This window comes from Luteimonas sp. Soil_C_5 (assembly GCF_057656615.1).
This window is the reverse complement of the sequence record NZ_JBDGKA010000006.1, coordinates 1-15,507: the sequence shown is the minus strand read 5'-3', so window position 1 is coordinate 15,507 and position 15,507 is coordinate 1. Positions and strand designations below refer to the sequence as shown.

The 15,507-nt window shown below is 67.4% G+C and carries 12 protein-coding genes; 3 read left to right on the top strand and 9 right to left on the bottom strand.

What is annotated here, in order from left to right; all coding sequences use genetic code 11:
• Window positions 1-88: 88 nt before the first annotated feature.
• Window positions 89-2,290, top strand: a complete 2,202-nt coding sequence (locus AC3A5K_RS15575) for a hypothetical protein (protein WP_487618471.1) — start codon at window positions 89-91, stop codon at window positions 2,288-2,290.
• A gap of 117 nt (window positions 2,291-2,407) precedes the next feature.
• Here the strand turns inward: AC3A5K_RS15575 and AC3A5K_RS15570 are convergent, their stop codons facing one another.
• On the bottom strand, window positions 2,408-2,791 hold the full coding sequence (locus AC3A5K_RS15570; protein ID WP_487618470.1) for a GtrA family protein: 384 nt from the start codon (window positions 2,789-2,791) through the stop codon (window positions 2,408-2,410).
• Window positions 2,792-3,030: 239 nt separating this feature from the next.
• Between AC3A5K_RS15570 and glmU the strand changes: the two genes are divergently transcribed.
• Entirely contained in the window at window positions 3,031-4,395 is a 1,365-nt protein-coding gene (gene glmU, locus AC3A5K_RS15565; RefSeq protein WP_487618469.1) for a bifunctional UDP-N-acetylglucosamine diphosphorylase/glucosamine-1-phosphate N-acetyltransferase GlmU, read from the top strand.
• 3 nt (window positions 4,396-4,398) lie between these two features.
• Here glmU and AC3A5K_RS15560 read toward each other — a convergent pair whose 3' ends face one another.
• The 8 genes from AC3A5K_RS15560 to AC3A5K_RS15525 form a co-directional block, all read right to left on the bottom strand.
• Window positions 4,399-5,295 (bottom strand): hypothetical protein, encoded by an 897-nt coding sequence (locus AC3A5K_RS15560; RefSeq protein ID WP_487618468.1) that lies wholly within the window; start codon window positions 5,293-5,295, stop codon window positions 4,399-4,401.
• 65 nt (window positions 5,296-5,360) lie between these two features.
• Window positions 5,361-6,674, bottom strand: coding sequence for a sensor histidine kinase (locus tag AC3A5K_RS15555; RefSeq protein ID WP_487618467.1), 1,314 nt, complete (start codon window positions 6,672-6,674; stop codon window positions 5,361-5,363).
• 1 nt (window position 6,675) lies between these two features.
• Window positions 6,676-8,016: a sigma-54-dependent transcriptional regulator gene (locus tag AC3A5K_RS15550; RefSeq protein ID WP_487618466.1), complete on the bottom strand. Its 1,341-nt coding sequence runs from the start codon at window positions 8,014-8,016 to the stop codon at window positions 6,676-6,678.
• A 95-nt stretch (window positions 8,017-8,111) separates the two neighbouring features.
• Window positions 8,112-9,335 carry an ABC transporter permease gene (locus AC3A5K_RS15545; protein ID WP_487618465.1) on the bottom strand — a complete coding sequence of 408 codons (1,224 nt, stop codon included), beginning with the start codon at window positions 9,333-9,335 and terminating at the stop codon, window positions 8,112-8,114.
• 85 nt (window positions 9,336-9,420) lie between these two features.
• On the bottom strand, window positions 9,421-10,722 hold the full coding sequence (locus AC3A5K_RS15540; protein ID WP_487618464.1) for an ABC transporter permease: 1,302 nt from the start codon (window positions 10,720-10,722) through the stop codon (window positions 9,421-9,423).
• 11 nt (window positions 10,723-10,733) lie between these two features.
• Window positions 10,734-11,456, bottom strand: a complete 723-nt coding sequence (locus AC3A5K_RS15535) for an ABC transporter ATP-binding protein (RefSeq protein WP_487618463.1) — start codon at window positions 11,454-11,456, stop codon at window positions 10,734-10,736.
• A 46-nt stretch (window positions 11,457-11,502) separates the two neighbouring features.
• Entirely contained in the window at window positions 11,503-11,703 is a 201-nt protein-coding gene (locus AC3A5K_RS15530; RefSeq protein ID WP_487618462.1) for a hypothetical protein, read from the bottom strand.
• Between the two features lie 2 nt (window positions 11,704-11,705).
• The gene (locus AC3A5K_RS15525; protein ID WP_487618461.1) at window positions 11,706-13,019 is read right to left on the bottom strand and encodes an efflux RND transporter periplasmic adaptor subunit; all 1,314 of its coding nucleotides are present in this window, start codon (window positions 13,017-13,019) and stop codon (window positions 11,706-11,708) included.
• A 463-nt stretch (window positions 13,020-13,482) separates the two neighbouring features.
• On the opposite strand from AC3A5K_RS15525, the gene glmS reads away from it, so the two are divergent.
• A complete protein-coding gene (gene glmS / locus AC3A5K_RS15520) occupies window positions 13,483-15,315 on the top strand; it encodes a glutamine--fructose-6-phosphate transaminase (isomerizing) (RefSeq protein ID WP_487618460.1) in 1,833 nt (610 codons plus the stop codon).
• Window positions 15,316-15,507 lie beyond the last annotated feature (192 nt).

Genomic DNA, 15,507 nt, shown 5'->3' with positions numbered 1-15,507 from the left:
AGTGTTCGGCCCGTGGGTTCGGGCATGATTTTCGGAAGCGCCGGCCTTGTGCCGGCGTTTTCGGTTCGGGACAGGACGCGAGGGCGACATGGGTAAGCCAGGATTGGCGATCGGGGAGGCGTCGCGATGGTCACGCCCTGAAGGGCGCTGGGCACTGGCCTGGGCGCTGTTGTGCCTGCCTTGGCTGCTGGGCTTCAAGGTCATTCCGTTCGACGCCGTGCAGCAGTTTTTTCCGGCCGTCAGCTTTTCCGCAGAGCAGGTGCTGCAAGGGCAGTCGCCGTGGTGGAACCCGTATCTATATGGCGGCTATCCGCAGATCGCCGATCCGCAGATGATGACGCTGCAGCCCAGCATGGTGCTGCCGATGCTGCTGGCGCCACAGTCGCTACACCTGTTCACGGTCGTGGTGCTGTTGCACGTACTGGCAGGCGGTTTCGGCGCGCTGCGCCTGGCCAAGCTGCAGGGCATGTCGCCCCAGGCGCAGCTGATGTTCGCGCTCGTCCTGATGTTCGGCGGCGTGGCGGCGGCACGGCTGCAGCACACGCCGATGATCGTCAGTTACAGCCTGCTGCCCTGGTTGTGGCTGGGTCTGCTGCAGCTGTGTCGTCGGGGGCACGCGCGCGATGTGCTGCTCGCAGGCATCGCGGGTGGCCTCATTGCACTGCAACTGACCCAGGTCACCTATTTCATCATCCTGGCCTGTGCGGTCTATTCGATCTGGGCACTGCTGACAGCAGGGGCCCGGCGCGCAGGGATTGCGTGGCGCCTGATTGCGGTCGCGGGTATCGCCGGCGCGCTGAGCGCACCCCAATGGCTCTCTACCCTGGCGTGGCTGGATGAGACCAACCGCAGCGGGCTGCTGCTGGAGGATGCACAGCCCGGCGCGCTGCACTGGCAGTCGTTGGCGACCCTGCTGTCCGGCAACGTGTTCGCACAGGCGCGTGGGGACAGCTGGGCATTCGGTGACATCACCACCGACTATCTCTATGTCGGTGCCGTGCCGCTGATGCTGTGGTTGATGTGGGGCGGCGAGGTGCTGCGGCGCCGACCGCACCCCACGCGCACTGCACTCGCGGTCGTGGTGATCTCGATTCTGGTCGCGCTGGGGAGCGCGACGCCGCTGTTTCCTTGGCTCTTTGGCTGGCTGCCGGGGTTCGACCTGTTCCGTCGTCCGTCGGACGCCCTGTTCCTGTTCGTTCCCGCGGCTGCGTGGCTGGGCGCGCAGGCACTCGATGTCGGCCTGGAGCGTGCGCCATTGCGACCGCATGTCCCGTCGATAGGCACGATTACGCTTCTGCTGGTCGCCACAGTCTGGCTCATCATCCGACAAGGCCGGTTCGATGGCTTCGCCTGGTTGGCGATCAGCCTTGGCATCGGCGTGGTCGCGGTGCAGCTGCTGCGCCGGCATGCGGTGCCTGGGCGCTGGCTTGCCGCCCTCATGCTGTTCGATCTGCTGCTGTTCAATGTCAGCACCGCCTTCAATGCGGGCAGCGCGACCAAGTCCGTACTGACCGCCGATCGCGCCGGTCCCGCCCAGTCCGTCTACGCACTGCTCGCGCCCGAGACGCGCGACGGATTGCCGGAGCGCGCGGTCGTGTTCGGCATCCCCGCGGTGACCAACGGCGCCGCCGTGCATGCGCTGCCACTGGCCAATGGATACAACCCGCTGCTGGCGCGCGACTACGCGGACATGGTCGGCATGCCGAGCGATCCGTTCATCCAACTGCCGGACAAGCCGCCTACATCCTGGGCACCGGATTTCGATGCGCCGCTGTATGGCCTGCTGGGCGTGCGCTGGCTGCTGGCCCAGCAGCCGTTTCCCGGTGCGCAGGTGCAAGGGGAGTCGTTGCATGTCATCCGGCGCGACGACGTGCTACCGCGCGTGTTGAATCCTCGCGCCATCGCGCGGCACCCCGGACGTTTTCCGCCGGCTGCCGCGTTCAACCAGACCGATTTCCGCACGACGTTGTGGCTGCCCGAGCAGACCCATGCCGGCTGCAGCGACACCGATGCTGGCGAGGCGCGCGTGATGGAGATGATGTATCGGCCCGGTCGTGTGCGTCTGCGGGTGGAGGCGGACGCCCCGGCATGGGTGGTCGTCAACGAGTTGACCGCCAGCGGTTGGGCGGCGACGCGCGATGGACAGCCGATCGCGCTGCTGCGCGGAAATGGTCTGTTCCAGGCCTTGTGCGTGCCTGCCGGGACTCACGTCGTCGAGCTTCGCTACAGCCCTTTGCAGCTGTGGCGCGAGGGGCTGGCACAACGACTGCGAGCTGCGGACGGCGTCTAGGACGCGGTGATCGGGCTCAAACTGGAAGGCGCCGACGGGGCGTGACCGGTCAGCGCCGATAGGCGCAAAAGCATCAGGCCAAGCGGGCTCTATCGCGGGACATACCGGGCCCCGACGCTAGCGCCGGTACACCCAGTACCGGGACAAGACGAAACCGGCGACGCCCAGCGCGATCTCCACCAGCGGCTTCGCCAGCCATGCCCAGTGCCGGCCCAGGTAGTCGTCGATATGGCCGATCGCCCAGGTGCTGAGGACGGTGGTCAGGATCCACATCACGCCGAAGCGGCGGAGCTGCGCGGCCCCCAGCACGTGCTTTTCGCCCGTGAACGTGAAACGGCCGTTCAACCAGAAGCCGAGCAGCGCACCACACACGCGTCCCGCGACGTTCGCATGCCGGATGGGAATGCCGGACTGGCTCAGCACCACCATGACCGTCCAGTCGAGCAGCCATTGCAGGCCGCCGACGATCAGGTAAGTGCCGCTTTCCCGCTTGAGGCCCATTTCAGTCGTTCCGGATGCGTGGCATCGAGGCGGTGTCGTATAGCGCAGGCGCGTGCCGGCGTCGAGCGGGTGTTGATGTCCGCCGTTTCGTAGCCCGCTTCAGCAACGCTGCTGACAGGTCGGGTCACAGTGCGGCACGGCGTGCAAACGTATCGAGACGGACAAGGCCGTGTTCCGTCGACGCCTCGTGTCGGAGCCGTCCATTATCATCCACCCCCCAGCCCAACTGCCGACCCGCCATGACCGCTCCGCTGCACGTCGTGATCCTTGCCGCTGGCGAGGGCAAGCGCATGAAGTCCTCGCTGCCGAAAGTGCTGCAGCGGATCGCGGGGCGGCCGATGCTGTGGCACGTCGTCGAGGCCGCGCGGGCGCTGTCGCCGGCGGGCATCCACATCGTCCATGGCCATGGTGGCGACCAGGTGCTGTCGGCGTTCGCCGATGCCGGCGATCTCGCCTGGGCCGAGCAGACCGAACGCCTCGGGACCGGGCATGCCGTGCGTCAGGCGATGCCCGGCGTACCCGATGGCGCCCAGGTGCTGGTGCTCTACGGCGACGTGCCGCTGATGCGTGCGGAGACATTGCGCCGTCTGGTCTCGGTCGAAGGCCGGCTGGCGGTGCTGGCGGCGCAGCTCGAGGATCCGACCGGCTACGGGCGCATCGTGCGCGATCCCGAGGGTCATGTCGGCGCGATCGTCGAACACAAGGACGCCAGCGACGAGCAGCGGCGCATCGCCATCGTCAACACCGGCATCCTCGCCGCTGAAGCGACCGCATTGAAGGGCTGGCTGGAGCGCCTCTCGTCCGACAATGCGCAGGGCGAGTACTACCTGACCGACATCTTCGCGATGGCCGCCGACGAGTACAGCGCCGCGCAGATCGTGATGGTCGACGATCCGCTGGAAGCCGAGGGCGCCAACGATCCCTGGCAGCTCGCCCAGATCGAACGCGCCTGGCAGCTGCGCGCGGTGCGTGCGCTGTGCGTCGACGGTGCGCGGTTCGCCGATCCGGCGCGGATCGACATCCGCGGCGACGTGCAGGTCGGCACGGATGTCGAGATCGATGTCGATGTCGTGTTCGAAGGACATGTGGAACTGGGCGACGGCGTGCGCGTCGGCCCGTTCTGCAGGTTGCGCAATGTGCGCCTGGGCGCCGGCACCGAGGTGCGCGCGCACTGTGACCTCGAGGGCGCGGTGACCGAGGGCGCGGTGACGATCGGGCCGTTCGCGCGCCTGCGTCCGGGCACCGTGCTCGCCGATGGCGTGCACATCGGCAACTTCGTCGAAACCAAGAACACCACGATCGGCGTCGGCAGCAAGGCCAACCACCTCACGTATCTCGGCGATGCCGAGGTCGGCGCCGGCAGCAACATCGGCGCCGGCACGATCACATGCAACTACGACGGGGTGAACAAGTCGAAGACGGTGATCGGCGACCGCGCCTTCATCGGCTCGAACGCCGCGCTGGTCGCGCCGGTGCGGATCGGCCACGACGCGATGACGGCGGCAGGCTCGGTGATCACTGCCGAAGTGCCGGACGGCAAACTGGCGGTCGCGCGTGCGCGTCAGACCATCGTCGACGGGTGGCAGCGGCCGAAGAAGCGCTGAGATTCATTCCACGCGCTGGTAGCGATCCGCCGCCGGCGACCAGCGGTAGAGATCGCCGCCGCGACCACCGCGATCGCGCAGGCGCAGGTCCTGATACCCGCGATGTGCGCGCGGTTCGACGATGAGTACGCCGGCCCATTCTTCGATGTCGTGCTCGCGGGTACCGTCGTCGTTCCAGCTGCCTGCGATGTCGCGATACATCGAAATCGCCGCGCCGAACACCTGCTTCAAGGTGTCGCCGCGCAACTCGAACAGATACAGCGCCGAATAGAATGCGCCGCCGCCGGCGTAGCCTTCCGACCAGCCGCCACGCAGGCCCAGCGCGGGTGCTCCATTCGAAAGGCGATAGGCGGCGAGGTCGAGGCGTTCCCAACGTTCGGGGATTGCGGCTGCGCCGGCCTCTTCCATCCGCAGTGGTTGCTCGCCACCCCAGGACAGCAGCGGCCATGCGATACCGTCGTCGAGGCGCAGACGCGCGATCAGCCGCGCATCGCCTGCATCACTGACACGCAACACACCGAGTACCTGCGCGGTATCCCCGGTCTCGCAACTCGGCTCCGCGGGCGCGCTGCGCGGGGCATCGTCGCGATAGCAGGCGAGTGCGACCACATGACCGGGATGCTCCGCCCAGCGTCGCGCGCCGAGCAGCACGATGCGGTCGTCTGCGACATCGGGTACCAGCAGCCGACGCAGCGTCCCGGCACCGAGGCCGGCGAGCTCTCGGGTGCCGAGATGATCGGGCGCCGGGCGATCTTCCATCTGTTCGACCCAGACGGCCTTTGCCTCCGGACTCTTCAGCAGGCCGGGCACCGCGTCGAGACTCTTCGCGCGTTGCGCGAATGCGGGTGCAGTCGCCAGACACAGCAGAAGCAGCGCGAGCGTGCGGAGTCGGAATCGCATCGGGAATCGTCGCGGAACGGGCCTTCGATTCTGCCCGAACGTGGCGCCTGAGACCGGGATGCGGATCAGTCCGGCAACACCAGCGACACGCAGAGTCCACCGCCCTCGCGGTTGAGCAGGGCGATGCGGCCGCCGTGCGCTTCGGCGATCTCGCGCGCGAGCGCCAGGCCGAGTCCCGTGCCGTTGCGCTTGGTCGAATAGAACGGCAACAGCGCGTTCGCGAGCACCGCCTCGTTCATGCCGGGACCGCGGTCGAGCACGTCGATCCGCCAGCCATCCGCGGCACGTCGCAGTCCGATCGCGACCGCATCGGGATCGCCATCGGCCTCGTGCGCATTGCGCAGCAGGTTCAACAGCGCCTGTTCGACCTGGGCGGCATCGAAGGACGCGGTGAACGCATCGTCGATCGGACCCGCATCCACGAACGTCACCTGTGAACGCAGCTGGTCGAGAAACGCACGCCAGCGGATCGGTTCGCGACGCGGCGACGGCAGCTTGGCGAAATGCGCGTAGCCGCGGATGAAGCCTTCCAGATGCCGCGCGCGTTCCTCGATCGTACGCAGCGCATCCGGCAAACGTTCGGTCTGGCCGCGACGCAGCAGTTCTGCACCCGAGTGCGCGAGCGAGGCGATCGGCGCGAGCGAGTTGTTGAGTTCGTGGCTGATGACGCGGATGACCTTCTTCCAGGTCTGCACTTCCTGGCGACGCAGTTCGGTCGTCATCTGCCGCAGCAGCAGCAGTTCGTGGCGGCGGCCGTTCAAGCGGAAATGCCGGCGCGAGAGGTGATGGATCTCTTCGGTCTCGCCGTCGCCGATGGTGAACAGTCCATCGCCGCCGCGGGCGAATGCATCGGCGAGCGCGGGCGGCGCATCGGCGAGCAGGGCGGAGAACACCTGGCCTTCCAACTTGCGACCACCACCAAGCGCACGGCGTGCGGCGAGGTTGGCATGCACCACGCGGTCGCCGGGATCGAGCAGCAACATCGCGACCGGCGTGTTCTGCACCATCGTGTCGAGCAGCAGTTCGCGCTGGACCAGCGACAGGCGCTGCGCGCGCAGGGTCTCGCCGAGTTCGTTGTGCGCGGCGACGAGGTCGCCCAGCGCACCGCGGCCCTGCCACGTCACGCCGAAGCCGTAGTCGCTGTCGCGGTAGCTCGCGACGGTACCGGCGAGCGCGCGGAACAATGCATGCGAAGGTGCGAATGCACGCTGCAGCGACCAGGCCAGCGACGGCAGCGCGCACAGCGTGGCGGCGGCGACTGCGACCCACGGCGACAACCAGCGCAGCAGCAACACCGCGCATCCCGCGCCCAGCGCGACATGCACCAGCGCGATCGCGATGACCACAGCCGTCAACGGCAGTCGCTGTTGCGAGCGCATGTCAGTCGCGACGGATGCCGAGGCGGTCGAGGCGCCGGTACAGCGCCTGCCGCGACAGCCCGAGTTCGCTGGCGGCCTGCGCCAGCACACCGCCACTGCGCGCGAGTGCGGCTTCGATCTCGGCGCGGTCCGGTTCGTAAGCGTCGACGTCGACTGCCGCCACCGCTGCGGCCGGCAGCGCGAGATCGGGCGCGTCGATGTGCGCCTCGCGCGCCAGCAGTTCGGCGCGCTGGATCACATTGCGCAGTTCGCGCACGTTGCCCGGCCACCCGTGTTGCAGCAGGGCGCGTTCGGCGCCGGCCGACAGCGGCTTGCGACCGTCGAGGAAGTGTCGGGCCAGGGGCAGGATGTCGCGCGGACGCTGCGCCAGTGGCGGTAGCCGCAGCTCGATGCCGTTGAGGCGGTAGTACAGATCTTCGCGGAACCGGCCGTCGGCGATCATCGCCGGCAGGTCGGCATTGGTCGCGCTGAGCACGCGCACCGACACGCTGCGCTCGCGATTACTGCCGAGCCGTTCGAAACGTCCGGTCTCGAGCACGCGCAGGAGCTTGACCTGTCCCGCGGGCGGCAGTGTGCCGACTTCGTCGAGGAACAGCGTGCCGCCATCGGCCGCTTCGAACTTGCCCTCGCGCGCCCGCGTCGCACCGGTGTAGGCGCCGGCCTCGGCGCCGAACAGTTCCGCTTCGACAAGATCATTGGGCAGCGCGCCGCAGTTGACCGCGACGAATGGGCCGCTGCGCACATTCGAATTCGCGTGCAGGATCTCGGCGTACTTTTCCTTGCCGCTGCCGTTGGGGCCGGTGATCAGCACCGGCAGCATCGAGGCGCTGATCTGCAGGGCCAGTGACAGCGTGGTCTCGCTGGCCGGGTCGTCCCAGACCAGCCCGCGCAGGTCGCGACCCTGCGCAAGTGCGTCGCGTCGGCGACGATCGTCGCGCGTGCGTGCATCCAGTGCCCGACGCGTCGCGGACAGTTCCAGCAGGGTGTTCACGGTGGCCAGCAGCTTCCCGTCGTCCCAGGGCTTGCCGAGGTAATCGGCTGCGCCCGAGCGGATCAGTTCGACCGCCGATTCCAGACGCGTCCACGCGGTCAGCAGCACCACCGGCAGGTCGGGATCGAAGCGCCGGATCGCATGGAACAGGGCGATGCCCTCGTCGCCGGACGTGGTGTCGGCGTGGAAGTTCATGTCCTGCACGACCAGATCGATGCCGCCCGCCTGCAGGCGGGCAATGCCGGCCTCCGGCGTCGCCGCGTGTTCGCTGGCGATGTCGTGCAACGAGAACAGCACCTCCAGCGCGGTGGCGACGGCGGCGTTGTCGTCGATGACGAGAATCGTGGGCATCAGGCGTTGGACATCCGGTAGGAACGTGTGGGATCGACAGGCATGGTCGTCGCCGGCTGCACTGGACGCAACCGGCGACAGAACGGCGAGCGCAATCAGATGCTGCGCGTCGCCACGGCCGGCGGCACCGAGGCCGCACGCCTGGCCGGCCAGTACACGGCGATCTGCCCGAGCAGCCACAAGGCCACGGCGCCGATCGGCAGGTACATCAGCGGCAGACGGCCCAGTTCGTAGCGCGACATCAGCAGCTGGTTGAGGCCGTAGGCCAGCAGCATGCCGAGCACGATGCCGATCGTGGCGAGCAGAAAGTTCTCGACCTGGAAGTAGCGCAGGATCTGCCCGCGCGTCGCACCGAGCGCGCGGCGGATGCCGATCTGCTTGTTGCGCTGCTGCACCCAGAAGCTGGCCAGGCCGACGATGCCGAGCGCGGTGACGACGAGCAGCGCGATGCACACCATGACCAGCAGCATCGCCATCGCGCGGTCCTCGCGGTAGTACTTCTCGCGCAGTTCGCTGAGCAGGTTGCTGTTGACGGTGACGCGATTGGGATCGATCTGCTTCAGCGCGGCTTCCGCGGCCGCCAGCACCTCACGTCGCTGCGACGGATCGGTGCGCAGCAGATAATTGAGATTGGGCGATGCAACGCGCACCGGCATCAGCATCGTCGCGTTGCCCGGCCCCGAACCGTCGTTGGGCCGTGCCAGCGTCTCCACCACGCCCACGATCGGCATCGGCGCGTTGCCCCAGCTGTAGATGTGCTCACCGACGGCGTCCTGCCCTGGAAACAGAGACGTTGCCATCGCCTGGTTGATGATCACTGCCGGCACCTTCGCGTCGTCGCCTCCGGCGTCGAATGTGGCCATGTCCACGTACTCGTCGGCGTTGAACTTGCGCCCCGCCACCAGACGCAGCCCCATGGTGTCGAACAGATCCTCGCTGCCCATGTAGGGCGACGAGACGAGGGTGTTGTCCACCTGGTCGGCCTTGAGCCGCACGCCGCTGGTCGAGCTGCTGTTGCCGTAGGGAATCTGCGTGGCGCTGGCCACGTGCCTCACCCCGGGAATCGCACGCAGCGCGGCCAGGTCCCGCGCTACGAACGCGTCGAGGTCGGCGTCGCCATCGGTGTTCACGGTCGGCATCTGGAGATGCACGATCTCGTCCTCGGCTGCGCCGCTGGGCCGGGACATGTGGTCGATACGACGATCGATGAGATAGATCGCATTGCAGATGATCGCGCAGGCCAGCGCGATCTCGACAACGATCAGCGTTGCCGCGGTCTTGTGCCGGCGCAGCGTCGAGAGGATGGGGCGGATGTCCATGGAGTCTCCGGTGTCTGCCGTCATGTCCGCGCAGGCGGGGTGACGGTGACGGGGTGTGGGATTCAGATCGGTTCGACGACGCGGGTCACTGCGACTTGAGCTGGATTGCCGGCGTGACCTGCATGGCGCGCCAGGCAGGCAGCAGGCCGGCGAGCAGGCTGGCGGTGACCGACAGGCCGAACGTCAGCAGCAGCATCGAGGCATCGAGCCTGACAAGTTCCGCGTAGGTACTCGGGTTCTGGCGCACGGCCCACAGGCCGAGCAGTGCCAGCCCCAGCCCGCAGATGCCGCCCGCCACACCGATCGCACCCGCCTCGACCAGAACCTGCGCGAAGATCGCCCGGCGGGATGCGCCCAGCGCCCGGCGAACACCGATCTCCGACGCGCGCCGCAGGCTCTTCGCCAGCAACAGACCGACGGTATTGACCAGGCAGACCAGCAGGAACCCCAGTGCCAGCCACACCTGCAGGCGCACGTCGCTCGGCACGACCTGGGCATGGTCCAGATGCGCGCGCACGTCGCGCAGACGCACGTTGACCGGGCGCTCGAAGCGACCCGCCGTGCGCTGCTGCTCGGAGTAGGACTCCAGGTAATCGCGGTAGGCGGCTGCATCGCCGGGCGATTCCAGTTCCACCCAGTACTGCAGCCACGAGCAAGGTGCATTGAGCGCATTGGAATCGATGCCGTTCGAATCACCCCAGCAACTCATGCTGCCCATGCGCGCGAGCTTGGTGTCTATCGCCGCCGAGAAGGGCACGAACACCGATTCCAGCGACTCGAAACCATCGAGGTTCAGGTCCCAGAACCGCGGCGTCGGCCGCCATGGGGCGAGCACGCCGATCACGCGGAATGCGCTGCCGCTCATGCGCAAGGTTTTACCGGTGCTGTCGCCACCGCCGAACACGGTCTGGTTGGTCTCCTCGGAGATCACCACCACGCGCGCGCCTGCGGCGTCGTCTTCCTTCGTCCAGCCGCGTCCGTAGGCCATCGGCGCGTCGAACATGTCGAAGAACTCCGACGAGCTGTAGCGCGCATCGGTGAAGAACGGGGCACGCGCGCCGTCCGGCTCGATCGCGACGAAGCCGCCGGTCATGAATGCCTGGCGCTTGCCGCGTGCCTCGCGCAGCAGGGTCTCCGAATCGAAGCGCGTCATGTTGCGGCTCGGCTCGCTGTCGGCGACGTAGCCGTGCATGCTTTCGGGGTCGAGTTGCACGTTGAACAGGCGATCGCTCTTCTCGGGAATCGGATCGCCCGACAGCACATGGAACACCGTCAGCGTGGTCATGCTGGCGCCGATGCCCAGCGCGATCGCCACCACCATCAGCGCGGTGAGCACCTTGCTGTTGCGGAAGCTGCGCAGCGCGAGCTGCAGGTAGTAACCGAACATGCCGGGTCTCCTCAGGCGTCTGCGGGAACGCGCGACGCGGCCGCCGGCGAAGGCGCGGCGTGCAGCGCCTGCAGATCGGTCGCCATGCCGTCGACGATGTGCACGTTGCGGTGCGCGCGCGCCGCCAGTTCCGGATCGTGCGTGACCATCACGATCGTGGTGCCGCGTGCGTTGATGTCCTCGAGCAACTCGAGCACGCTGCGCGCCATCTGCGAATCGAGGTTGCCCGTGGGTTCGTCGGCGAGCAGCAGGCGCGGGCTGCCGGCGAGCGCGCGGGCGATCGCCACGCGCTGCTGCTGGCCACCCGACAGTTCGGCCGGGTAGTGCTTCATGCGCGAGCCCAGGCCGACCAGCGACAGCGATTCTTCGATGCGAAGCTTGCGATCGGCAGCCGCCATGCCGCGATAGCGCAGCGGTACGTCGACGTTGTCGAACAGATTGAGATCGGGGATCAGGTTGAAGCCCTGGAAGATGAAGCCGATCTTTTCGTTGCGCAGCTTCGAGCGCGCATCGTCATTGAGTCCGCGTACCTCGACACCGTCGATCCGGTACTCGCCACCGGTGAAGGTTTCCAGCAGGCCGGCGATATTGAGGAAGGTCGTCTTGCCCGAACCCGACGGTCCGGTGACGGCGACGAACTCGCCCTCGGCGACGTGCAGGTCGAGCGAGCGCAAGGCATGGGTTTCGACGAGTTCGGTGCGGTAGACCTTGGCGACCTGGCGCATGTCGAGCATGGGAATGTGTCCTGTGACGTGAACTGGAAAGAAGGAGGCGTGGCGATCAGCGGACGCGGAACAGGGTCGGCAGGCCGCGGTCGACGGTGCGCCGGCGGGCGCGTGCGAACGCGGGCATGCGCGCGCCGGATGACATGTTGGTGGGAATGCCGGCCTCGAATGCGGACGACAGCCGGCGCGGCACGGCGCTGGCGAGTTCGTCGGCGGTCCAGGCGACGGGAAACGGGCAATCGATGCGTGTGTGCATGATCAGAGTCCGGAGATGCGGATGCGGTCCGCGTTGTCGAAGAGATCGGTGCCGGCGACGACGACGCGTTCGCCCGGCTGCAGGCCCTCGACGATCTCCACCGCCGACAGGCTGCTGGCGCCGGCCGTGATCGGCCTGCGCACCGCCGTGTTGCCATCCATCACGTACGCCGCGCTACCGCCTTCCTGATCGAGGAAGGGCCCGCGCGCGACCATCAGCACGTCCTTGCGGGTGTCGAGCAGGATGCGCGCGGTCAGGCGCTGGCTCTGGCGCAGACCCGGCGGCTGGCTGTTTTCGTCGAAGCGCAGGCGCGCGACGACTTCACCATTGACGACCTCGGGCGAGACCGCCGAGACCTTCGCCGGATACGTCGTGCCGACGCTGCGCAGTTCGGCCGGCATGCCGATTTCGAGATCGCGCGCGAAGTTTTCCGGCACCTTGATCTCGACCTCGAACACCGACAGATCGACGACCGACAGCACCGGTGCGTTCGCGGCGACGTTGCTGCTCTGCACCGCCTGCACCTGGCCGACGATGCCGTCGAAGGGGGCGCGCAAGGTCAGCGCGTCGACCTGGCGGCGCACCTCCATCACCACACTGCGCTGGCGCTCGGCGACGAGTTGCTTGTTGCGCGTGTCCAGCCCCGCGCCGCGACCCTGCAGGCCGAGATCCTCGGTCGCCGACGCCACGCCGATTTCGGTCTTCTGCAGCGTGTCCTGCGCGCGTGCGAGATCGACCTGGGCGACCGCGCCGCCTTCGTAGGCGCGCTGATAGCGCTGCAGATCGCGCTCCGCCGCGGTACGGTCGATCTGCGCCTGGTCGAGCACCTTGCGCGCTTCGGCGCGGCGCAACTGCGCATCGAGCCCGGCGCGGCTGGCCTCGGCCTCGTAGCCGGCGAGGGTCGCTTCTTCCTGCGCCAGCTTGCTGCGCAGCTCCGGGCTGTCGATCTCGGCGAGCGCCTGGCCTTGCTCGACGCGATCGCCAGCGACGACTTTCAGGGTGAGCATGCCGCCGGAGATCGCGTACAGGGTGGGACTGTTGGCGGCGATGACCCGGCCCTCGGCCGCGATGTCGCGGACCAGATCGCCGCGGGTGACTTCGGCGAAGCGCAGACGCTGCGCGTCGACGGACTGGGCGCCGGACGCCCAGCCGCTGAGCAACCAGGCGACGGCGCCGATCAGCAGCACGCCCGCGATACCCCCGATCAGCCAGGGACGGCGGCGCGAAGTACCGGTTCGCGCATGGACCGTGTCCTGGCCGGCAGTGTCGCGGATGCCGGCAGGGCGAGGGGAGGGCGTGGAAGCAGGAGAGGACATGCGGACGATCCGTTGCGGTTACATCGGATAAGAGCAGGTTCCGTGCCAATCACAAGTTTATGATTTTTAAGGATAAAAATTGAGAATCCCGGCGTCCGCGCGGTGTCCGGACGTCCGCGCCGGACGCCTGTACGGTTCAAGATGCGGAGCGGGACGCCTCGAGAGGACGCATCTGAAGTGTCCAGCGCCTGGCCTCGCATGACGGGTGGGCACACATAAGGTGGTGTTTAGCCGGTAGCCCCTGCGCTTTCGGCGTCCGTGGTGGCGCATCCTCAATTGGACAGTGAACGATGTCGCGCCATCGGCGTCGCTCGGGCTGCGGGCTCCGTGTCCATCTGGCACAGAAGGGGCAAGTCGGCTGCCCCGGACCGGTCGCCCGGGCGCTGAACATGTGGCGCGTGCGCTGCGGTCCGTCCCGGTGGCACCGCTAGAATGGGCGCTTCAATAGAGAGGAGTTGGCCGGATGTGTGGAATCGTCGGTGCGATCGCGAGTCGTGATGTGGTGCCCGTCCTCGTCGAGGGCCTCAAGCGGCTGGAGTATCGCGGCTACGATTCGGCCGGCATCGCCGTGGTCACCGGGGGGGCGGTCCGCCGAGTACGCCGCACCGGTCGTGTCGCCGAAATGGAATCGGCCGCACGCGCCGATGGCCTGCAGTCCGGGCTCGGCATCGGCCACACCCGCTGGGCCACCCATGGCGGCGTGACCGAAACCAACGCCCACCCGCACATCAGCCACGACAGCCTCGCGCTGGTGCACAACGGCATCATCGAAAACCACGAGGCGCAGCGCGAACGGCTCATCGAACTCGGCTACGTGTTCGAGTCGCAGACCGACACCGAGGTCATCGCGCACCTGATCCACCATCACCAGTCGCAGGGTCTGGATCTGCTGGCCGCGCTGCAGGCGTCGATCAAGACGCTTGAAGGCGCCTACGCGCTGGCCGTGATCGACAAGGGCGACCCGGACCGCATGGTCGTCGCGCGCATGGGTTGCCCCTTGCTGGTGGGCCTGGGCGAGGGCGAGAACTTCGTCGCCTCCGATGTCTCGGCGATTCTGCAGGCGACGCGTCGCGTGATCTTCCTCGAGGAGGGCGACACGGCGGTGTTGACCCGCGAAGACGTGCAGGTCTTCGACGGCGCAGGTGCGGCGATCGTGCGCGACGAACATTTGTCGGATGTCTCGCTGGCGTCGCTGGAGCTCGGCCCTTATCGCCACTTCATGCAGAAGGAGATCCACGAGCAGCCCCGTGCGCTGGCCGACACCATCGAGGCGATCATCGATGCGGCCGCGTTCGAGCCCACGCTGTTCGGCAAGGACGCCGGCGACGTCCTGCGCGAAGTCGAAGGCGTGCAGATCCTCGCCTGCGGCACCAGCTTCTATGCGGGGTCCGTCGCGCGCTACTGGATCGAAGCGATCAGCGGCCTGCCGTGCTCGGTCGAGATCGCCAGTGAGTACCGCTATCGCACCGCGGTCGCCAACCCGAAGCATCTGATCGTCACGATCTCGCAGTCGGGCGAAACACTCGACACGATGGAAGCGCTCAAGTACGCCAAGTCGCTCGGGCATACGCGCACGCTGTCGATCTGCAACGTGCCCGAAAGCGCGATCCCCCGGGCGAGCAGCCTGGTGTTCTACACCCGCGCCGGGGCCGAGATCGGTGTGGCGTCGACAAAGGCGTTCACCACGCAGCTCGTCGGCCTGTTCGCGCTCGCGGTCACGCTGGCCAAGCTCAATGGCCGTCTGGGTGCAGAGCAGGAAGCCGCCTACATCGAGGACCTGCGCCAGTTGCCGGGCAGCGTGCAGCACGCGCTCAACCTGGAACCGCAGATCACCTCCTGGGCGGAGAAGTTCACGCCCAAGCACCATGCTCTGTTCCTGGGGCGCGGCGTGCACTACCCGATCGCGCTGGAAGGGGCGCTCAAGCTCAAGGAGATCTCCTATATCCACGCAGAGGCGTATCCGGCGGGCGAGCTCAAGCACGGACCGCTGGCGCTGGTGGATGCGGAGATGCCCGTGGTCGTGATCGCGCCGAAGGACGCACTACTTGAGAAGGTGAAGTCGAACATGCAGGAAGTGCGGGCGCGTGGCGGCGAGCTGTTCGTCTTCACCGATGCCGACAGCAACTTCAGTGCCTCCGAAGGCGTGCATGTGATCCGCACACCGAGGCATGTCGGCGTGCTGAGCCCGATCGTGCACACCATTCCCGTGCAGCTGCTGGCATATCACACGGCCCTGTCGCGGGGGACCGATGTCGACAAGCCCCGCAATCTGGCCAAGTCGGTTACTGTCGAGTAGAGCCCCTGCGCCTTTTATGATGAACGCGGGGCGCTGTTTAACGGACTCGTACAGAAATTCGTGTCAGCCTCTTTGCAAACCCATTTCATCTATGCATAATTCGCCCCCCGCTTGACGGGCTGCTCTTCGGGGCGGCGGGCCAAGCGGGACGAGAACGACAGCAGCCTTCACGCGGTGTTGACAGACTCGAAA